11 protein-coding genes are annotated in these 21,624 nt (G+C 41.5%); 7 read left to right on the forward strand and 4 right to left on the reverse strand.

Annotation, left to right across the window (positions count from 1 at the left end; all coding sequences use genetic code 11):
• The first annotated feature begins 612 nt into the window (after positions 1-612).
• The 3 genes from ABWT76_RS06740 (at position 613) to ABWT76_RS06750 (ending at position 10,168) form a co-directional block, all read left to right on the forward strand.
• On the forward strand, positions 613-7,122 hold the full coding sequence (locus ABWT76_RS06740) for an AAA family ATPase (protein ID WP_354635825.1): 6,510 nt from the start codon (positions 613-615) through the stop codon (positions 7,120-7,122).
• A 264-nt stretch (positions 7,123-7,386) separates the two neighbouring features.
• Entirely contained in the window at positions 7,387-9,834 is a 2,448-nt protein-coding gene (locus ABWT76_RS06745) for a response regulator (protein WP_054466747.1), read from the forward strand.
• Positions 9,835-9,982: 148 nt separating this feature from the next.
• Positions 9,983-10,168 carry a PCP reductase family protein gene (locus ABWT76_RS06750; protein WP_054466748.1) on the forward strand — a complete coding sequence of 62 codons (186 nt, stop codon included), beginning with the start codon at positions 9,983-9,985 and terminating at the stop codon, positions 10,166-10,168.
• Between the two features lie 102 nt (positions 10,169-10,270).
• Here the strand turns inward: ABWT76_RS06750 and ABWT76_RS06755 are convergent, their stop codons facing one another.
• Both ABWT76_RS06755 and ABWT76_RS06760 read right to left on the reverse strand, forming a co-directional pair.
• Positions 10,271-11,812, reverse strand: a complete 1,542-nt coding sequence (locus tag ABWT76_RS06755) for a methyl-accepting chemotaxis protein (protein WP_054466749.1) — start codon at positions 11,810-11,812, stop codon at positions 10,271-10,273.
• Positions 11,813-12,106: 294 nt separating this feature from the next.
• Positions 12,107-14,155, reverse strand: a complete 2,049-nt coding sequence (locus ABWT76_RS06760; RefSeq protein ID WP_054466750.1) for a serine/threonine-protein kinase — start codon at positions 14,153-14,155, stop codon at positions 12,107-12,109.
• 685 nt (positions 14,156-14,840) lie between these two features.
• On the opposite strand from ABWT76_RS06760, the gene ABWT76_RS06765 reads away from it, so the two are divergent.
• Entirely contained in the window at positions 14,841-16,322 is a 1,482-nt protein-coding gene (locus ABWT76_RS06765; RefSeq protein ID WP_054466751.1) for a methyl-accepting chemotaxis protein, read from the forward strand.
• Between the two features lie 289 nt (positions 16,323-16,611).
• Here ABWT76_RS06765 and ABWT76_RS06770 read toward each other — a convergent pair whose 3' ends face one another.
• Positions 16,612-17,703 (reverse strand): endo-1,4-beta-xylanase, encoded by a 1,092-nt coding sequence (locus ABWT76_RS06770; protein WP_354635826.1) that lies wholly within the window; start codon positions 17,701-17,703, stop codon positions 16,612-16,614.
• A gap of 160 nt (positions 17,704-17,863) precedes the next feature.
• On the opposite strand from ABWT76_RS06770, the gene ABWT76_RS06775 reads away from it, so the two are divergent.
• A complete protein-coding gene (locus tag ABWT76_RS06775) occupies positions 17,864-20,779 on the forward strand; it encodes a WD40 repeat domain-containing protein (RefSeq protein WP_354635827.1) in 2,916 nt (971 codons plus the stop codon).
• 267 nt (positions 20,780-21,046) lie between these two features.
• On the opposite strand, the gene ABWT76_RS06780 is transcribed toward ABWT76_RS06775, so the two are convergent.
• Positions 21,047-21,178, reverse strand: coding sequence for a hypothetical protein (locus tag ABWT76_RS06780; RefSeq protein ID WP_354636458.1), 132 nt, complete (start codon positions 21,176-21,178; stop codon positions 21,047-21,049).
• Between ABWT76_RS06780 and ABWT76_RS06785 the strand changes: the two genes are divergently transcribed.
• Positions 21,164-21,232 (forward strand): hypothetical protein, encoded by a 69-nt coding sequence (locus ABWT76_RS06785; protein ID WP_354636389.1) that lies wholly within the window; start codon positions 21,164-21,166, stop codon positions 21,230-21,232. The genes ABWT76_RS06780 and ABWT76_RS06785 overlap by 15 nt on opposite strands.
• Before the next feature lie 61 nt (positions 21,233-21,293).
• Positions 21,294-21,569, forward strand: coding sequence for a DUF2442 domain-containing protein (locus tag ABWT76_RS06790; RefSeq protein ID WP_354635829.1), 276 nt, complete (start codon positions 21,294-21,296; stop codon positions 21,567-21,569).
• The last annotated feature ends 55 nt before the right edge of the window (positions 21,570-21,624 follow it).

Below are 21,624 nucleotides of genomic sequence, written 5' to 3' on the forward strand. Positions count from 1 at the left end.
CTATTGGCTATTGGGGATGATCGGTTCAAATAACGAATAACCAATCACTCATAACAATATTAAGCGGCAAATTCTACGATTTTACTTACTCAATTTAGTCAGATGTTAGTCAGATGAGTCAGAGTCGAGCCGGTCTATCTAGACCTGTCCGGGCAAAGTAGCCCGGTGATAGTCATTTAAAATCGACATTTGACAGTGACTCTTTAAATCCACCACATTTTAAGGGGTTTTGTCTAGATCGTCCCAACTGCTTTCGGCCATTTTTCCAAGGTTTGATGACTTAAGGCCAAAAAATCAATTTAATATTTGCTATTTGTTATTTGTGATTTTGGGGACGGGAATCAAGGCATCTCTGGCGGTTGTCAGCGAAATTAGTCTTGATGGTATGCCTAAAAATTGCCAGGAGCTAAACCTCAATTGCCCACATCCGTTGCCCACATCCGTTGGTGGTGCCTTACGTTCCACTTCGTTCTACGCTTCGCACCCTACTGTTAAAAAAAAGAGATCCATCTCTGGGTATTGCGTAAAATAAGCAACAAGGGATAACCAATAATCAAGCATTAACAAACAACAAACAACTTGCCAAAAAACAACAAATAACAAATAACAAATATGCTAATCATTGCCAACTACCATCTCAGAGAAATTCTTTATCAAAGTAGTCACTCGGAAGTTTATCGGGGGACAAGTACCGTTGATGGACGACCGATTATTCTGAAAATATTTAGCGATCGCTACCCGGTTCGGGAAAAAATTGCTCAGTTTCAGCGGGAATATGAAATCACCAAAAGCTTAAATCTCCCTGGGGTGATTAAAGTTTATGAATTTGGCCGCTTTGAAAGCCAAAAATCAGGGGTTTTTAGCGATCGCTACGGGATGACTTTAGAAGATTTTGGCGGCACCGCTTTAAACCAGTTGGGAATCCTGGGCAAATTATCTTTAGACAAGTTTCTCAAATTAGCCATTGCGATCGTGCGAATTCTTGAAGCAGTGCATACGCAAGAAATCATCCACAAAGATATTAATCCCAGTAACTTGGTACTCAATCCCAACACTGAAGAAATTAAACTGATTGATTTTGGGTTAGCCACCCTTTTCTCTCAAGAAACAGCTACCTTTCAACCGCCCAATCAATTAAAAGGCACTTTGGCGTATTTAGCGCCGGAACAAACCGGACGCATAAATCGGCGCATCGACTATCGCACAGATTTTTACTCATTAGGGGTCACATTTTATCACCTCTTAACCGGACAATTGCCTTATGCTAGTCAAGATTCTTTAGAAATAATTCATAGTCATCTCGCCAAAGAAGCGATTCCGCCTCATCTAATTTCCCCCCATATTCCCCCAGTGGTTTCCGAGATTATTCTCAAATTGATGAAAAAAAATGCCGAAGCTCGCTATCAATCTTGTCAAGCAATTGCAGCGGATTTATCCGAATGTTTACGCCAATATCAAAGCCAGGGAAAAATTGAATCCTTTACCTTATGCCAGCAAGATTTTTATGCCAGATTTCAAATTCCCCAGAAACTATACGGACGAGACAAAGAAATTGCCCGGCTGATGAATGCTTTTAATCGAATCGGTGGTTCAGCGATCGCTCCCGTTGAATTATTCTTAGTTGCGGGCTATTCTGGAGTAGGCAAATCGGCGTTAGTTAGAGAAATACAAAAACCAATTACCGCCCATCAAAGTTATTTTATTACAGGCAAATTTGACCAATATCAGCGGCATACTCCCTATCTAGCATTTACCGAAGCCTTTCATCAACTCTGCGAGCAACTTCTGGCGGAAAAACCCGAAATTTTTACTCAATGGAAACAGCGGTTACAGAAAGCCGTGGGCAAAAATGGCCAAGTCTTAATTGATGTGATGCCTGATTTAGAATTAATCATTGGCAAACAACCCCCTGTGGATCATTTAGGAACCCAAGAAGCGCAAAATCGCTTTGAATTAGTTTTTAGAGAGTTTATCCAAACCTTATGTCAGCCCGATCGCCCGTTAGTCTTATTTATTGATGATTTACAATGGTCAGACCAAGCATCATTAAGGCTATTAGAGATGATTGTCACCAATCAGCGTTTGCATCATTTACTGGTGATTGGGGCTTATCGGGATAATGAAGTCAATGCTACTCATCCGTTGATGCTGACTTTAGAAAATATTCAGAAAAACGGCGGACTAATCTCGGTGATTACTTTAGAAAATTTACCCTGGGATGAAGTGAATGCTTTTATCGCCGATTCTTTGCAACGTTCAAATAAAAAAAATCTCAAATTTTTAACTAATTTAATTTATCAAAAAACTCAAGGTAATGTTTTTTTTACTGGTCAGTTTTTACAAGCTTTAATTAGCGAAAAATTAGTCATATTTTCTCCATTTCGGGGAGAGTGGATCTGGAATATTGCCCAAATTCAGGCGAAAAATTTTTCTGATAATGTCGTAGACTTGATGGCGGAAAAACTGAGTAAGTTATCGGCAAAAACTCAGCAAATATTACGGTGGGCGGCTTGTATTGGCAATTCTTTTGATTTGGAAACTTTAGGGATTATTTCGGAAAGCTCCCCGGTTGAGGTATTCGCTGATTTATCACCGGCTTTGAATATGGGGTTAATTTGCTTAGAGAGCGATATTGCATCCGCAAAGCGACCGGATATTGCATCCGCAACGAGGAGCGATCGCTATCGGTTAATCAATGGGGAGAATACAGGGGATATTCTCCAGGATATTGCCGGGGAAATCAGATTGTATTTTATCCATGACCGAGTACAACAAGCGGCGTATTCACTGATTGATGAGGAGCAAAAACAAGCGACTCACTTAAAAATTGGTCGGTTACTTTTAGCCAATACCCCAGAAGCCAGTTTAGACTCGGTAATATTTGATGTGGTTTATCAGTTTAATCAAGGTTTGAATTTAATTGAAGACCTCCCGGAAAAATTAGAGTTAATCCAATTAAATTTAGCTGCCGGGAAAAAAGCAAAAGCAGCGAATGCTTATAACTCCGCTGGGGAGTATTTCCAAATTGCCTTAAACTTTTTACCCGAATCTAGCTGGCAGACCTATTACTCATTAACCCTAGAAGTCTATACCGAATTAGCCGAAACTGAATATTTACTCGGCAACTATGCCCAAATAGACCAATTAGCGGAAATTGTTAAAAGCCAAGCAAATTGTGCCTTGGATAAAGTCAGAATTTATTTAACCAAGATTTTAGCTTACAGTGCCCAAAATCAAATGAATAAAGCCTTGGACACTGGGATATTTTTCTTGAACCATATGTTACAGATATCTTTAAAAAAAGAACCTCCCGTAGGTTTGCACGTTGAACAGCTTTATGACCTGCCAGTGATGACTGATGTTTATAGCCAAGGAGCACTGAGAGTTTTAATGACGTTGTTTGGACCGGTCTATATCACGGAACCCAGCTTATTACCTTCATTGGCTTATACAATGGTAGATTTATGTGTCACTTATGGCAACGATCCGCTGGCGGCTTATGCTTATGGCTTGTATGGAATGTTATTATGTGGTGTGTTAGGAGAAATTGAATTAGGCTATCAATTTGGCCAGTTAGCCCTGAAAATATTAGATAAGTTTTCTGCCTGCGAAATTTATTGTCGAGTCACGAATAAATTTTACTCCTTTATTATCCACTGGAAAGAACACGCTGCTTTAGCCCTGGAACCTTTACGGCAGAAAACTATCCCTGTGGGATTAGAAACCGGGGAAATCGAGTTTACTTGTTATGCCGCTACTAACTATTGTCATAATGTGGCGTTACTGGAAGAAAATTTAGCGATCGCCTCTGAGAAAATTACTCCTTATTTAGAATTAATCCAAAGTCTGCAACAAAATTTTCAACTTTATTATGCTCAGATTTGGCTTCAATATCTGTGCAACTTGCAGGGGCAATCGGGAGATCCGAAAAAACTAGACGGTGCAGCTTTCCCTCAAGAGAAAATTTTGCCCCGCTTGATAGAAATTCAAAATCTTGCTTCTCTTTATTGTTTTTATCTCACCTCAACGATGCTGAATTATTTATTCAAAGATTATGAAGCAGCGATCGCATCGGCGGATTTAGCCGCGCAAAATGCTAGAGGAATTGTGGGATTATTTCCATTTACTTACTACCAATTTTACCAGTCTTTAGCTCTATTAGCGGTTTATCCGAGGCGGTCATCAGCGGAGCAGTTAGAAATTTTATATCAGGTGAATAAAAATCAAGATCATTTAAAAATTTGGGCAGACCATGCGCCAATGAATTATTTACATAAGTGGCAGTTAGTCGAGGCAGAGAAATCCCAAGTGATCGGCAACTATTGGCAAGCTGTGGAACTATATGAACAGGCAATTAAAGGATCAACTAAACACAAATATATCCAAGAACAAGCTTTGGCATACGAGTTGGCCGGTGAGTTTTATTTGTGGCAAGGAATGGATAATTTTGCCAAAAATTATTTACAGGAAGCTCGTTATACTTATCTGCGGTGGGGGGCTGAGGCGAAGGTGACAGATTTAGATCGGCGGTATGCTCGATTTTGGCCGGAAATTTTTGCCAAAAAACAAACCAGTCAGAATATTGTAGTTGAAGATAATTCCCTATTATCTAGTCAAACTTTAAATAGCCAAATCGATTTAACCAGTATTATTAAAGCTTCCCAAGCTTTAACGGGAGAAATTGTCTTGCCAAATTTGCTGGAAAATATCCTGAAAATTTTAATGGAAAATGCTGGAGCAACTCAAGGTTATTTGATTTTAGAAAAAAATGGCCAATGGGTGATTTACTCCGCTGTCAGCTTTTCGGCAAGAACTGGAGAAATTTTGCAGTCAATTTCCCTGAACCAATTGGATAAAATTAAGTTTCCTGCGAGCATTTCTCCAGGAATTGTTAATTATGTGATGCGAAGTCAAGAAACGGTGGTTTTAGATGATGCGCTGAATCCACCAATCCAATTTACCCAAGACCATGATATTATAGAAGGGCAGTCTAAATCTATTTTGTGTTTACCTTTGCTGAATCAAGGGAAGTTGGTGGCGATTCTTTATTTGGAGAACGATCTGACTACGGGGGCATTTACCAAAGAAAGATTGACGGTGTTAAATTTATTGGCATCCCAAGCGGCAATTTCCCTAGAAAATGCTAAACTTTATACGGAATTACAAGCTAGTGAAGCAAAGTTAAATCAAATTTTAGAATCTTTGCCGGTGGGGGTTTCATTTCATGATATTACCGGACGAGTAATTTATCTGAATCAAACGGGCAAACAACTCATTGGTCAAGATGCTAAACCGGAAGTTTCTCCCGCAGAAATTGCTCAGGTTTATCAAGTTTATGTGGCTGGAACTGATGAACCTTATCCCGCAGAAAAAAATCCGGCTTTACGATCGCTTAAAGGAGAAATAGTCCTGATTGATGATATGGAAGTTCGTCGATCGGATGGCTATTCCCGATTGTTGGAAGTGCGATCGCATCCCATATTTGATGCTCAAGGAAATGTTATTTATGCGGTGACTTCCTTTGCGGATATTACCGAACGAAAACAAGCGGAAAAACTCCTGGCAGATTACAACCGCACTCTAGAAAATCAAGTGAAAAAACGCACGGAAGAATTAGTTAAATCTACGGAATTAGCCGAAAAAGCTAATCAGGCTAAAAGTACATTTTTGGCCAATATGAGTCACGAGTTACGCACGCCTCTGAATGCGATTCTAGGCTTTACTCAATTAATGAGTCATAGTCCAAGCTTGCCCAAAAGCGATCGAGAAAATTTGCAGATTATTCAACGGAGTGGAGAACATCTATTACAACTGATTAATGATATCTTGGATGTGGCCAAGATTGAAGCAGGACGGGCGACCTTAAATGAAAAATATTTTGATTTACATCAATTACTTAAAGATATTGAGGGTTTATTTGATCTCAAGGCCAAAGAAAAAGGTTTGAGTTTAACTTTGGTGATGAGTCCAGACCTGCCCCAATATGTACAAACGGATCCGATGAAGTTGCGGCAAGTGTTGCTCAATTTGTTGAATAATGCGATAAAATTTACGGAAAATGGGGGGATTTCTGTAAAAGCGGGCATCGTGCCGAGTGCCAATCAGTCTCAGTCTTTGAACGGCCATCGCTTGTGCCGAATTTTCTTGGAAGTGGAAGATACTGGGTCAGGAATTTCTCCGGAAGATTGCGATCTCTTATTTCAAGCTTTTGTCCAAACTGAAACGGGGAAAAATGCTCAAGAAGGGACGGGTTTAGGGTTAGCCATTAGTCAAAAATTTGTGCAAATGATGGGGGGTGAGATTACAGTTATCTCCCAGGTGGATCGAGGCAGTTGTTTTCGCTTTGAAATTGATGCCAAACTGGTCGATTGTTTGACCGTAGAACATAAATTAAGCGATCGCCATGTAGTAGCTTTAGCCCCCAACCAACCCAGTTATCGGATCTTATTAGTAGACGATCGCCCAGATAATCGGCACCTCCTAGTCAAATTACTCAGTCCTTTGGGGTTTGAACTCCGAGAAGCGGGCAATGGTCAAGAAGCGATCGCCCTTTGGCAAAAGTGGGAACCCCATTTAATTTTTATGGATTTGCGAATGCCGGTAATGGACGGCTACAAAGCCACCGAAGAAATTAAATCCACCGCTAAAGGACAAGCTACGGCGATCGTTGCCCTGACTGCCAGTGTCTTCGATCAAGACCGGAACTTGATCTTAGATGCAGGATGTGATGATTTTATTCGTAAACCCTTCCGCGAGGCCGATATTTTTACCGTTCTGGAAAAACATCTGGGGGTGAATTTTATCTGGGGTGAACAGATACCCGTTCCCGTAACAGAAACCCAAGATGTCAACCAAATCGTGGCTGCCCTGCAAACGCAACCCATAGAATTATTAGACCAATTAGCTGTAGCCGTGCAAGAGTGTGACATGGAAAAAATTTCCCTAACGGTGGCAGAAATTCGTCACCATAATCCCCCTTTGGCGGAAAGTCTGACAGGTTTAGCGGATAACTTTGCCTATTTGGAAATTCTCCAGTTAATTCAAAATGCAAAGCAAAAGACCTCTGGGCTTGACCCAAAAATTCAGCCCATTGAATACCGGGGTGAGAGTCGCGATCGCTGATTTCTGCTACAATTCTGAGTGTTCAGGGAAAATCAAGAGGTGCTGGGAATCGTTTCTGCCGTTTTAATTCTGGCAATTCAGTTATAATTTTAGCAAACGCCATCAACTCAAGGATTATTTCATTTTTTCATCTCTGATATTAGAGAACGAGCGGGAATTTTCTGATAGTAACGTTTTTCCGAAAGTCTGAAATTCCGAAAATCCGCTCGCTGTTTCCTCTTTTTAATCACTGATTAAAACAAATCACAGACTAATTAATTAAAAATGACGATTAATCTCGCAGAATCTAAACACCAAATTAATATTCTGTTGGTAGACGATAATCTCGAAAATTTGCGTTTGTTGATCCAAATGTTAAGTAAACGAGGATATAAAGTCCGACCAGCTAATCAAAGCAGTTTAGCGCTTTCTGTGGCCAGAACCACGGCACCAGATTTGATTTTGCTCGACATTATGATGCCAGAAATCAATGGTTATGAAGTTTGTCAGCAGCTAAAATCCGATCCGAACACTCAAGAAATTCCGATTATATTTCTCAGTGCCCTAGACGAACCGATTGATAAAATTAAAGCGTTTACGGTGGGAGGGGCAGACTATATTACCAAGCCTTTTCAAATTGAAGAGGCGATCGCCAGAATTGAGCATCAACTAACCCTGAAACATCTAAAAGAAAAACTTAACCAAGAAAAAACTCAGTTAGAAGAGGAAATTAAACAGCGAGAACAAAGTGAACGGTTATTTAGAAATATATTTGAAAATGCTGCCGTAGGGATGTGCTTAGTGGAACTTTCCGGTAATTTATTAAAAGTAAATGCGTCCCTAGGAGAAATGTTGGGGTATTCTGCCGCTGAATTTTTGCAATTAAACGCCAAAGACATTACTCACCCGGATGATTTAAATTTAGATGCATCGGATCTACAAAAGCTCCAACTGGGTACGATTTCTAATTATGATATAGAAAAACGCTTGATTCATAAAAATAAATCAATTATTTGGGCGTGGTTGAGTGTATCTTTGATGCGGAATGCGGAGGATCAACCTCTTTACTTAATCTGGCAAATTCAAAATCTTACTCAACGCAAGGAAATGGAGGATGATCTAAAAAAAGCCAAAATTGCAGCGGATGATGCGAACCGGGCGAAAAGTGAATTTTTGGCCAATATGAGTCACGAAATTCGCACCCCACTAAATGCCATTTTAGGATTTAGTGAACTTCTCCAGAGCCTAGTCAACGAGGAAAAGTTTGGGTCTTATTTACGGGGAATTATTTCTAGTGGCAAAAATTTACAACGCTTAATCGAAGATATTCTCGATTTGTCCAAGATTGAAGCAGGAAAACTAGAATTAAACTATGAAAATGTGAATCTGGTCAATTTGATGAATGAGATCAGAAATATGTTTAGTAAGTCGGCGGAAGAAAAAGGATTATCTTTGATTTTTGAACTTGATGAGTCGGGGCCGTCAGTAATTGTCTTTGATGAATTTAGACTGCAACAAATTTTGGTGAATTTGATTGGCAATGCGATTAAATTTACCGAGGCGGGAACGGTGAAAGTGCAAATGTTGAATTCACCGAGCCAATCAGCCCAATTTGCGTCAGAGTATGCTCACGTTTTTGATTTGACCGTGATTGTTGAAGACACTGGGATTGGCATTAATCCCAGTCAACAAACTGAGATTTTTAAAGCATTTCGCCAAAGTGCTGGACAAAATGTCCGTGAATACGGAGGCACTGGTTTGGGGTTAACGATTACCCAACGCTTAACGGAATTACTAGGTGGGACGATTAAAATTAGTAGTCAATTGGGCAAAGGGTCTCAGTTTAGCTTACATTTTCCCCAAGTAGTTGGGGTAGAATTATTTAATCAAGCGATCGCCCCTGGGGAGGAAACTTTGGATCTGAATTGTTTTCCCCCCCTGAATATTTTGGTGGTGGATGATGTTTTGTCTAATCGAATCTTGATCCAGGGATATTTTGATAATACGATTCATCATGTTTGGTTGGCCGAAGATGGGACTCAAGCCTTAGAAATGGTAGAAGCTTCTTGTCCAGATTTAATTTTTTTAGATTTACGAATGCCCAATTTGGATGGAGAAGAAGTGGCGAAAATGCTGAAATCTAATCCAGACACCCAAGGAATTCCGATTATTTTTCTGAGTGCGGCTATCTTTGAAATTCAAAAAAAGCATATGAGTAGCCTCTGTAACGGCTTTCTTTCTAAACCTGTGAGTCGGCATGAATTAATTATGACTATGAACAAAATATTTCCCACCACCATGAAATTCCCTGGGAATACACCAGAGTCATGGGTTATAGATGCCCCAGAAAAATTCTTAAGTTCAACGGCGATTACCCTCTCCAAAAGCAATGGGACAAAGTTATTATTTCCCCTTGACCAAGATAGTGAATTTTCTGGATCAGAAACTTCAGAACGGTTCAGAGAATTGGCCAATATTCTCAAGGAATTAGAAGCAGAAGTTTGGCATAATTTACACAAAAAGATGATTTGGCAAGAAATTTATCATTTTATCGATCGATTACAATCCTTGGCCTTAGAATATCAATCCAAAACTTTATTAGTCTATACGGAAAAATTAGCGGCTTTGTATAACGAATTTGAAATTGAGCGATTAGAAGCAAGCATTTATCTCTTCCCAGAAGTTATTCAGGCGATCGCCCCACAGGATTCATCTCAACCAAATTCACCATAAATCCTTTGGCTGAATGGCTGAGGTAAGTTTTCCGGTAAGTTGTCCGGTAAAATTTTAAGATTTCCTAAAAATTCACAACGGTGATGCCCGCAAAATTTACACTGGAAAAAAATGATTAAAATAACTTTCACTGGATGAGGGATTTCTTATGGTGACTCGTGATTTTTCTGATGAACTGGAATGGACGACAGAGGCGAAAACCAAGTTAAAAAATATTCCTTATTTTGTGCGATCGCAAGCTCGTCAACGCATTGAACAAATGGCTAGAGAGGAAGAGTTACAGGTGGTTACACCAGACCTAGTAGAAAAAGCCCGTTTAGAATTTGGTCAATAATTCAGATAAATTGTTGCCAACTTATTTTTATTTATTGCTTATTGGTAATTATGTTCAAGGTTCTTTGATGAAAAATAAATCAGATCACCAATAAGCAATATTTTAGTCTGGCTGGACAATATCATTCAACTCAGCAGCCGCATGGTTTAATTTTTGAATTCCTATTTTAATTTGATTCATCCCATCATTGCTATCTTGAGCATTTTGACTTAGATTATTCATAGCTATCACCACTTGTTGAATCGCCGAAGCTTGTTGTTTGGCATTCAGGGAAATTTGCTGAGAACTCATCACAATTTCTTTAATTTTTTCTGCCATCAGATTAAAACTATTCGCGGTTTCTTGGGCTAATTTTTCAGTATTTTCTACACTTTGAATCCCATGTTGAGTAACAGTCACCGTTGTGCTACTAGACTCTTGAATATCTCTGACTAAGTTATTAATTTTTTCGGCGGATTTTTTACTTTGATCGGCCAATTTACGGATTTCTAAGGCTACTACAGAAAACCCTTTACCCGCTTCCCCCGCCCTCACCGCTTCCACCGCTGCATTCAGGGCTAACATATTGGTTTGATTGGCTAAATCACTGACTAATTGGGAGATGATGGCAATTTGGTTGGTGCGATCGCTCAGGCGTAAAGTTTGTTCGGCAATTCCCTGAACTTTTCCTTTCGTCTCTGCCATTTCTGCCAAGGTGGTGGCGACTAATTGATTACCTGTTTCCGCTAAATTTAAAAGGTGTTGGGCTCCTAGGGCTGACATATCTGCTTGTTGAGTGGCTTGTTTAGCAGATGCCCCTAATTCATCCATAGAAGTCGTGGTTTGATTAATAGAAATTACTTGACTATTAGTAATCGTTTCTTGTTGACGCACCGCCCGATTAATTTCTCCGGCAGAGTTGTCAATTGAACTGGCAGATTGACTGATTTTGTTGCTGACTACAGAGGAAATTAACCAAGCAATCACCAACGCGGTAAGGGCGGAAATGCCTGAGCCAAATATTAACAGATTTACGGCTAATTGCAGAGTTTTTTTGGCGGCGATATTCTCTTGGGATAATTTTTGGGTTTCTGTTTCAGTAAATTCATTGGTTAACTTGAGAAAATCCGCCAAAGCTTTAGTGCCGATTCCCGAATTAAACAGATCCATCGCCGCTTGGCTGTTACCAGTTTTGACCAAATTAAATATTTGATTGGCATATCGATCGTATTCTTGGCCAATTCTTTTCATTTCCTCAAACCGTTGTTTTTGTTGAATATCGGTAACGATATGATCTCGCTCTAAAATCTTACTCGCTTGCTGAAAATCTTGCCAATTTTGGTTGTATAATTTGATGAAATCTTCTTTTTCTGATAGCAAAAAAGCTCGACTATTGGCTACCATATTACTACCGGATAAGGCAACTTTATTGGTTTCAATAATAGATTTTTGCACAGTTTCAACTCGATTAAAAGCGTCAAATACTTCATTGGTGTTCGTATAAACAATGCTCGCCGAACCCATAAACACGACAACAGGTATGGCATAGCCAATCAGCATTTGGGTTCTGAGTTTAAGTCTACTCAGAAAGTTTTTTTGATTATTTTGACTAATTCGGCTATCTTGGATATTTTGGCTATTGTAGTTGCGATCGGAAGTATTCATAAAATTTCATAAGATAATATGAGTATTTAATGTCTATAAAGCTTTATCTTTGAACCAGTGACAGTTAGGGATTAGAAGGAAGCAGATCGGAAATTACCACCAACCCCCTGGGACTAAAAAATCGGGGGTAATGGTCTTTCCCCAGGATTTTGCTGCCAGAGGAAATGCAGATCGGTTTTTTGTCAGGATTCCCAGGATTCAGGCAGTTAGAATTTCGATAATAATTCATAACGATGGGTTGTGAGCAATGGAGGGAAATAACTATATAGTAAGGCTTTAATAATAAAGCTTTAATTACTCACATCTCCAGATTTTGACGGTACTATCACTCGACCCACTGGCAAGGGTTTTGCCGTCGGGACTAAAGATGACGGAGGTGACGGCTTTGCTATGTTCGGTGAGGGTAGTTTGCAATTGACCCGTGGTTAAATCCCAAAGTTTAATTGTGGCATCATAGCTGCCGCTGGCAAAGGTTTTGCCGTTAGGGGCGATCGCCAGGGTGGTACTCGGCAACATAGGACCCGTGAGACTGTGTAATACTTGGCGAGTCTGAAGATCCCAAATTTTGATGGTGCGATCCCAACTACTGCTGATTAACAGGCGTCCGTCCGGGGCGATCGCCACCCCATAGACTGCCCCAAGATGACCCGTCAGTTCAGCCAGTTCAGCCAGTTCAGCCCGTTCAGCCGGTTTTCCTGGGTGAGTGCTTTTGTCCAGTTGCCAAAGTTTAATCTTTTGATCTGCCGAACCACTCGCTAATAAATCACCAAGTAAATGGCGATTGGGATTAAAAGCCACACTGATTACTTGTTGGCTATGACCTTTCAGAATTTGGGTTAATTCTCCGGTCGGCAAATTCCACAGGCAAATCGTTTGGTCACGACTGCCGGAAGCGAGGGTTAATCCATCAGGGGCGATCGCTACTGATGCTACCACACTGCGATGACCTGTCAATTCAAATCTCAGGGTCGGTGGCACACCTTGGTGTAACTCAGCGGTTCCCAACTGCCACAACCGCCAAACCAGAATCCGACCATCGGCGCTGCCACTGACTAAGGTCTGACCATTGGGGGTAATGGCTAAACAGGTGACAGGATGGGGATGGGCCGTCAGAGTATGTAATAACTCACCCGTGGTAAAATCCCACAATTTAATCGTCCCATCGGCGCAACCAGCGATTAAAGCCCGACATTGTGTACTAAAAGCGATCGCCGTGACTTCTGGTATTCCTGGCGTATCTGCGGTCGCCGCATTCAAAGTTTGCACGCATTGCCATTTAGGGATGCGCGGAGATTTTGCCACCACCGGACTAGGCAACTCATTCACCGTTTGGGGCGGGGATATTTTTTCTATGGCTAATGGGGATGGTTTCTGAGAATTTTCTGGAGAATTTGGAGAACTCGTAGTCGATTTTGGGACTTTTTTAGCTTTAATTTGATAAGACTTGGGCAACTGCTTAATTAGCTGACGACTCAGGGCTGGATCTAAATCTGCTAACACCGCTTTTGCTGCATCGTAACGATGACTAACCGGCCACAGCATTTTATCTAAAATCCGGGCTAAAGCAGGACTAATCGCACTTCTGAGATAGTCTCGCCAGACCCAGACCCCTTCCAAACTATCAAACAGATCAAACGGGGTCATTTCCGTCAGCAAATGCACGCAAGTCACCCCTAAACTATAAATATCACTGGCAAAAACCGCCTGACCCATTAACTGTTCCGGGGCAGTATATTCCGCACTGCCCACCATCGTTCCTGGACTCAGCATGGCCAGAGAATTCATCTGTTTAGCTACTCCAAAATCTACCAAGACCAAAGACTGATTTTTCTCAGAGCGAATATCAGAGCGAATAATATTCTCTGGTTTAATATCTCGATGAATTAATCCATAATTATGAATTAAGTGCAATACGGGCAAAATTGATTCTAATAATTCTCGAATATTCGCCTCGTTAAAACTCCCCGTATCCCTCAATTCTGCTTCTAGATTTTTTCCGGGGATAAATTCTTGGATCAAATACTGGCGATCGTTCTTCTCCAAGGCATCAATCAGGGCAGGAATTTGGGGATGTTGCCCTAATTCCGAGAGATTGGCTAATTCCTGTTCAAAGGAATTGGCTGCTTGTTTGGACTGATGGCGAAACTGTTTAATAATACAGCGGGGTTTGGTCGCTTCTGCTTCGGCAATGCCGATAAAAGTCCGGCTATAGTTGCCACAACCAATGGGTTTGAGAACCCGATATTTGTCGCCCAGGAGTAACTTTTGGCCGCAATTTTGGCAAAAAAGATTCTGGTCAGGATTTTGGGGGTTTGGGCAATGGAGATTTAGGCAAAGGGTCATAAACTGAATTGAAATTAATATTCACCACTTCAGACAGAGGACAGAGAAATACACAGAAATATAGAGAGATGGCGTGAAGCTTCCGCAGCGTAACAGCGAATCGCCTCTGCCTCCGATCTTTGTGTCCTCTGTCTGAAGTGGTTATTTTAGTCTAATTTTATGCCAATCTTTAATTATGATATTTTATCCTAATATTTTATTCCTGAAGGTTAAATTCAGGGGATTCGCCCTCCGCGATCGCTCATTTACTCTCCGAAAATTGCGGATAAATTGGCAGTTATTTGTTAAGTTTTTTTAAGTTTTTTTGCGATTTATGATTTATTTTACCGTAAGCAGCCCCCACATATTTATCTGCATCAATTCGATATGTCACCCCATTTTGGGGCGCGATCGGCAGTCTGTGTTAGTCCAGCAAAGAATTCAAACCTAAAAATAACTTTTTCGGTGCAATTAGCAGTCGCGGATTCCCCGAATTAGTGCAGGGTATTTTTTCGGCAAAAAAATTTTATATTATAGATTTGTCTAATTTAAGTTATAATTTAATCAGGATCGAATTCAACTAAATTACGCTCCTTAATTCTCTATTTATTCTATTTATTTTCGCTGGTTCAATGCGAATAATCCCTGCTGGGAAAAAAAATATAGATGGCATCGAATATATCTGAAAATCAGGAGATGAGCAATTATGCAGATTATTCCTAGAAATGAAATCATTAAATTTACCGAAGATGAAAAAAATTTATTGACAAAAAATCGCCAAAAAAATCAGTGGCGACTGGGGAAAACTATTCCCATAGGTTTAGGCATAATTGCCAGTTTAAATCTGTTCAGTGCCATGATATCTCGAACCAACATATTGAGAATTTCTGATGCAATAGATTGGGTGAATACTGCCCATGAAGTTAAGGCAAATATTCGCTTATTGGACAGTCAAATATTAGAATTAGAAACCGATGAGCGGGGTTTTTTGTTGACGGGTAATACGCAATATTTAACTCAGTATGAAGATTACGATGAATCTATATCTAAAGTGATTAGCGATTTAAGATTATTAATCAAAGATCCAAACCAGCTTGAACGACTTGATGATGTGGAAACTATCCTAAAAATTAGATTAAGTGAAATTGCGGCAACGATTCAGCTTAAGAAAAATAATGAAACCGCAACGGTTCTCAAAGCAGTTCAGGACAACACCAGTAAAAATACGAGAAATCAAATCCGAATCCAACTGAAAAAGATGGAGGAAGAACAACATAAAATTATTGGTGAACGGCAAGAAATTGCCAATCAAGCAGAAATCCAAGCGAATTTACTGACGATCGCCACTTCTACGGGTATTTTTATGCTGGTTTGTGGCATGATTTGGTTTGTTTTGCGACAAGTGATTCAACCGATCGATCGCGCAGCTTTGACCATTAGTTCATCTTCGGCACAAATTGCCGCGACCGTGGAAGAACACGAACGCATTGCCAACCAGCAAGCAGCTTCGGTGAATCAAACCACCACGACAATGGATGAATTAGGGGCATCATCCCGACAAGCTGCGGGTCAAGCGGAAGCGGCAGCCCAAAATGTCGATCGCTTACTCATATTAGCCATTGGCAGCAATAAAGCGGAAAATATGACGTTTCAACATGAAGCGAACTTAAAGGAAAAATCTCAACAAATTGCTCAACAAGTGCTGAGTTTAAGTGAAAAGCTGACTCAAATCGATCGCATTGCTGGAGTAGTGAGTCAATTGGCCAATCAAACCAATATGTTAGCCCTGAATGCGGCGGTGGAAGCGGTGCGAGCAGGAGATCAGGGGAAAGGCTTTGGGGTCATTGCCACGGAAATTCGTAAACTGGCGGATCAAAGTGGTAAATATGCCGAGCAAATTAATGGACTGACCGCAGATATTCAACTAAGCACAGATGCCACAGTTAGTGTTAGCGAAGAGGGTAAAGAACTGGTGGAAAAAATGGTTAATTCTATTAATGAAATTGCCTTGAATATCAAACAAATTTCTTTTAATGCCAATCAACAAGCGATCGCCATTCAACAAAGTGTTGAAGCCATGACCAGCATTAACCAAGGAGCCGCAGAAACTGCCACGGGTATTGCCCAAACAAAAGCCAGTACCCAACAGTTGAATGAAGCAGCACAAGCCTTGAAAGCTCTGGTGTAGTTGTAGGGGTGTAGGGTGTAGGGCCGCCATCGGCCGCCATCGGCCGCCATCGGGGGGAGAAGTGAATAGTGAATAGTGAATAGTGAATAGTGAATAGTGAATAGTGATATTTAGGCATAACTTTTCACTTGTACGGGCGTCCTTGCGAAGCCCATGCCGTCAGGCTATATGGCCATTCGCCCCTACGAATGCATCACTTTCTTCCCCTACACCCTACACCCTCTCGAACCCTACACCCTACACCTCTTACCCTGAGCCTGCCGAAGGGCTACACCCCACACCCTACACCCTAATTAGACTTATTTAAATGAGACTTTAACTCCTCGGTCATGGCATAATAAGCCCGTTTTGGGCGATAATTAAAATCAAAAATTAACGGATCTTTCACGGTGCCTAAAAAACTTTTTAGCCAAGTATAGCGATCGGTAAATCCCCACATATTCAAAGTGTTACAATTCGGCGCTTCCAAGCAAATCCTCAAAAAATACCGATATATATCCGCTTGTTGGGCTAATTTTTCCTCTAATGTACCCGAAAACTGTGTCACGGGAACATCCATTTCCGTAATCACGATTTCTAAGCCAATCTCATTAAAACGCTTCATATTTTCTGCCACTTCTTTCGGGTCATTGGCGGAAAGAAAGCCAATATGGGTTTGAAATCCTACCCCATCAATTGACACCCCACGTTCTTTTAATTCTTTGGCTAATAAATATAAGGAATCGGCTTTTGAATTCAGCCCTTCCCCATATTCACTTAAATATAGCTTGGCGTCTGGATCCGCTTCGTGCGCCCAGCGAAAAGCTAAATCAATATATTCGGGGCCAATTGCTCGCATCCATAAGTTATCTCTTAAGGAACCATCAGATCCCAAGGGTTCATTGACTACATCCCAATGTTGTACTTGACCGCGATAATGACCGACTAAAGTTTGAATGTGATCTCGGAGAATTTCTTTCATTTCATCTCTGGTAAATTGATTTTCCGTTAACCAACGGGGCAAGGAATGAAACCAAACAATTGTGTGTCCACGCATGGTCATATTATGGTCTTGAGCAAACTTCACCAGGGCATCAGGACGAGTAAAATCATAGCGATCGCGCTCTGGATGTACAATGATAAATTTCACCTCATTTTCCGTAGTCAGGCTATTGAACTCGCGGGCTAAAACTTCTCGATATTGCCAATCTTTTTCTAAAATTTTATCCCCAACCGCTGACCCAATTAAAAACCCTTGCTGACTAGCCAAAGACCGCAAGGAAGTCGAGGGAATTTCTAGTTGAGTACCGGGGACTGGATTGGCAATTAAGCATACAGAGGCAATGGCGATCGCCAACAGAATCACCTTCGTTACCACCCGCATTAAAAATAGGTGTTTCATTATATTTTATTGGTAGTTATATTGGTAGTTATAGTTATACTATAGTCGCACCATTGTCGCCATTGAGTCGCACCATTGTCAGAAACGGCACTCCTAGTCAATGTGCGGTTAAGAATGCAATCTCTGACATCATAACGAACGTTTCACTTAAGGATCATTTATGCATTTGATGATACCGATTTTTCCCTGTTATTCCGGCGAAATGCCGAAATTATTCAATCCATTGAACCCGCGCCATTATTTATTACTGGCTTATTGGATATTTTTTCGGCCTACGGCTTTAAATTCTTATTTCTATCAAGCTGCCCCGAACCTGCATCCGCAAGGAGGCTTCGGCAAATTCTGGCGCACCTGGAAAGTGCAGGCATATCGTCGCCTTTATCTGATGTTCGGGGCTACTTTGCTGTTATTGACAATTTTGCTCGGTTTAATCGCCAGTTTCTATAACCTCGCTACGGATCAAGGACATACTGCTTCGGTGAATGTCGTGACGCCAATTTCCTCTACGCAATTTATCTCGGCTTCTACTGGTAGTAGTTTTAGTTCGTCTACTATTAAAATTTGGGATTTGCCAACCGGCGCTGTGAGTCATGCTTTAATGGCTGGGAATCGAGGAATTAATGCGATCGCCGTCTCTTCAGATCGAACACGCATCGTTTCCGGGGGCAGTAACAGCGAATTGATTGTCTGGGATTTAAAATCTGGCACAAAACTGAAAACCCTGGAAGGTCATCGCCGTTGGATCAACGATCTGGTGATTCTGGGGGATGGTCAGCGGGCGATTTCCGCTGCCGCTGATCAAACCCTCAAAATCTGGCAACTGGACTCCGGTAAAGCCTTATTCACTTTAGAAGGTCATACCAATTCGGTGAACGATATCGTTTTGACCGAGGATCAGAAACAAGTGATTTCCGCTTCCGAGGATAGAACTTTAAAAGTTTGGGACATTTCCTCCGGCAAAGAAGTCAAAACCCTCAGCGGTCATCAGGTTGGGGTGAACAAAGTGGTGATTTTGCCCGGAAACAAAGCCCTCAGCGGATCTGTTGATGGGATTTTGAAAGTGTGGGATTTAGCATCCGGGAAAGAATTGCGGACATTAACCGGACATACGGACAGCATCCAAGATATCGCGGTGACATCAGATGGGAAATTGGCAATTTCTGGGTCAGCCGATCGCACCTTAAAAGTCTGGGACTGGCAAACCGGAAAACTCTTGCATACCCTCACAGGTCATCAAGGCTGGGTGAATTCCGTAGCGGTGACTCCTGATGGTCAGCAAGCTATTTCCGCCTCTTCTGACCATACCTTAAAAGTCTGGAATCTCCAACAGGGAAAAGAATTAAATACCCTCAAGGGTCATACGGAATGGGTGCGAACGGTGCAATTAACCCCCGATGGTCAATGGGCAATTTCTGGGTCAGGAGATGCCAGACCGAAAGTTTGGGATTGGAAGTCCGGTCAAGAAATTCCCCTCAAGTCTGCGGAGAATACCATCAAGTTAGCCCGAATTGGTTTTTATGTCGCCATGATTTTCGCGATCGCCACGGGTCTATTTCTGATTGCCCTGATTTTGGCGATCGGGATGATGGCTTTTGGCATTGCGGGCAGCCTCTTCTCTATTCTGGTTTTGGCTTTAGGCAGCACCATCGTCTTTACTTGGCTGTTCGTAGCTGCCGATGTGGTCGCTGTTAACCCCTCATTCCGAGAAGTATTCGGCGCGATGGCCCTAGATCCACAGTGGATTAATGCGGGGTTTGCCATTTCCTTGGGATTGCTATTTAATGTGGCGTTTAATTTAACCGGCAGAAAAGCGATCGCCCCAATCAGCAGCATCGCCCTAGTTTTCATCGTCGGGATTGCGATCGGTGCCCTCGAAGCCACTATATTAAGTAACAGTCAAATCATTACCCGAATTCGCCTAAACAGTGGCATAAAAACCGGGATAACTGTTGGTTTGCGATTCAACTTACTGGTCTTAATTGGCGCAGTGCGAGCCATATTTTACCCCATTGAACTTGCCTGGTCTGTCTATAGCAGCGTTCAAATTTTTTCTAAGGGGGGCAAAGGACATCCCGTGGAATGGGATGAACTACAAATTTTTCCCTTGTGGGGGACTCAGAAATATCTATATCGGCGATTACAGGCGTTTACTGCAAAGGGCGACCCCATCTCTGGACTACGTTTAATTGCCGAAGTTGCCAGCAACCCCTTTCAAAGAGTTTTCGCTATCCAAGCCCTGCATAAATTCTTACATAACGCTGAAAATGATGGAAAAAATTACAGCCCGCTACATTTGATTTATGCCATTTTGACCGATCCAGAATTAAAAGCATTCGTTTCAACTCCCAGCAGTCAACAAGATTGGCGCATTTTACCCAGCCGTCAACAATTACTCCTCGGCGAACTCGACCAACGCTGGGTTGACTGTAGTAGCGATTGGATCGATCGCCTAATTTCCCGAATTGTTTGGTTAAAATTGCGGATTTTAATTGGGTTTTGGTGGCACCACCGCACCACTCCCTTAACCCAATTTGCCGGAATGCTTTATGAATTTTTGAACCACAAAGACACAGAGGACACAAAGGACATCCGGGATTATGAAAGAATTTATGATCGTCTGATTGACTATCCCGGTGGCACAGAAATTGCCCTTTCCTTTCAAGCAATGGCTACTTGCTTGAAAGTTCAAGAATTGGCAGATATGGCTGAGGTGGTTAAGGCGATCGAACCCTTGGGAAATATACCCCCAGGTTCGCGGTTCGATTTTTTTGCGTCCCAAAGGGGCGACACTGCCCCCCTATGGGGGGACGCCATTCGACCAGCAGTAATTCAGGCTTTAATTCGTTTAGCAGATATAGCCAAGATATCGATGAATCAACCTACCACAGATGCAGTTCAAAAATTAAGCGCGATCGCTTATGGGATGATTCTGCTGCAAGAACTCGATACCGAATTAATCGCCCAAACAAATATCCCCCTGCCGGAAAAAATCATCCTGAAAAAAATTATTGCTCATTGGCGTCCATTACTAACTCAAGCAACCCATCAAACCCTAGCACAGTTCAATATGTTTTAATCACAAGGGGCGATTCCGCAAATAAGTAAATATATTTGTATGGGCGTGATATTTCCGGCAGTAAATATCGGATTACAAGCAATAACCTATATACCGGAATGCTTCGCCCTGGTAAACATGAAATGCTCTCAACTCGTAGGCGATCGCGCTCTCGTTGCAACCAAGCAAGAAACCGGGGCAAGAAACCGGGTTTCTATAAGAGTTGTTGGTTAGTGGCAAAGGTTATCTGAAGAAACCCGGTTTCTGGGTTTGGGTGGCAAAGATGGTCTAAAGAAACCCGGTTTCTGGGACTAAGGGCGATCGCGTACAATAGAAAGCATACATTCTTGCCCAAAACCGATCTTTATGCCAGTAATTTCCATGTTTTATGGTGTGATCGTGATGATGTACTACTTTCATAACCAAAAACATCAATCCCCACACATCCACGTCACCTATCAAGATGATCTGTAATTGCAGTCAATGGGCAAGAAATATTCAAAATCAACCCCCTCCAGTAATCAGGAGTAATTATATGTCTCCCAAAGTTCTTCAAGTAGAACCCTTGGAATCTTATCAACTTCGCCTGACTTTTAGCAATGGCGAAATTCGTCGTTTTGATGTGACTCCTTATCTTAACAAAGGCATATTCACCGAACTTCAAAACATTGAATATTTTCAACAAGTAAAACTTAGCTTTGGCAGCATTCAATGGCCTCACGAACAAGATTTTAGTGCGGATACCCTCTACCTCACCAGTCAGCCGGAAGAAAAAACTGTAGAGCCGATATTTTCTCACTCAGCCCGATAATAATTTGCACTCAAGCAAATCGTTACAGCCGATTCGTAGGGGCGAAGCATTCCGG

It is taken from the genome of Planktothricoides raciborskii GIHE-MW2 (assembly GCF_040564635.1).
In the GTDB taxonomy this organism is placed as follows: Bacteria; Cyanobacteriota; Cyanobacteriia; order Cyanobacteriales; family Laspinemataceae; genus Planktothricoides; species Planktothricoides raciborskii.

What these genes read in the sequence shown, in the direction of transcription:
- ABWT76_RS06740 (WP_354635825.1), top strand. Translation starts at nt 613, where the DNA reads ATGCTAATCATTGCCAACTACCATCTCAGAGAAATTCTTTATCAAAGT.
- ABWT76_RS06745 (WP_054466747.1), top strand. Translation starts at nt 7,387, where the DNA reads ATGACGATTAATCTCGCAGAATCTAAACACCAAATTAATATTCTGTTG.
- ABWT76_RS06750 (WP_054466748.1), top strand. Translation starts at nt 9,983, where the DNA reads ATGGTGACTCGTGATTTTTCTGATGAACTGGAATGGACGACAGAGGCG.
- ABWT76_RS06755 (WP_054466749.1), bottom strand. Translation starts at nt 11,812, where the DNA reads ATGAATACTTCCGATCGCAACTACAATAGCCAAAATATCCAAGATAGC.
- ABWT76_RS06760 (WP_054466750.1), bottom strand. Translation starts at nt 14,155, where the DNA reads ATGACCCTTTGCCTAAATCTCCATTGCCCAAACCCCCAAAATCCTGAC.
- ABWT76_RS06765 (WP_054466751.1), top strand. Translation starts at nt 14,841, where the DNA reads ATGCAGATTATTCCTAGAAATGAAATCATTAAATTTACCGAAGATGAA.
- ABWT76_RS06770 (WP_354635826.1), bottom strand. Translation starts at nt 17,703, where the DNA reads ATGAAACACCTATTTTTAATGCGGGTGGTAACGAAGGTGATTCTGTTG.
- ABWT76_RS06775 (WP_354635827.1), top strand. Translation starts at nt 17,864, where the DNA reads ATGCATTTGATGATACCGATTTTTCCCTGTTATTCCGGCGAAATGCCG.
- ABWT76_RS06780 (WP_354636458.1), bottom strand. Translation starts at nt 21,178, where the DNA reads ATGAAAGTAGTACATCATCACGATCACACCATAAAACATGGAAATTAC.
- ABWT76_RS06790 (WP_354635829.1), top strand. Translation starts at nt 21,294, where the DNA reads ATGTCTCCCAAAGTTCTTCAAGTAGAACCCTTGGAATCTTATCAACTT.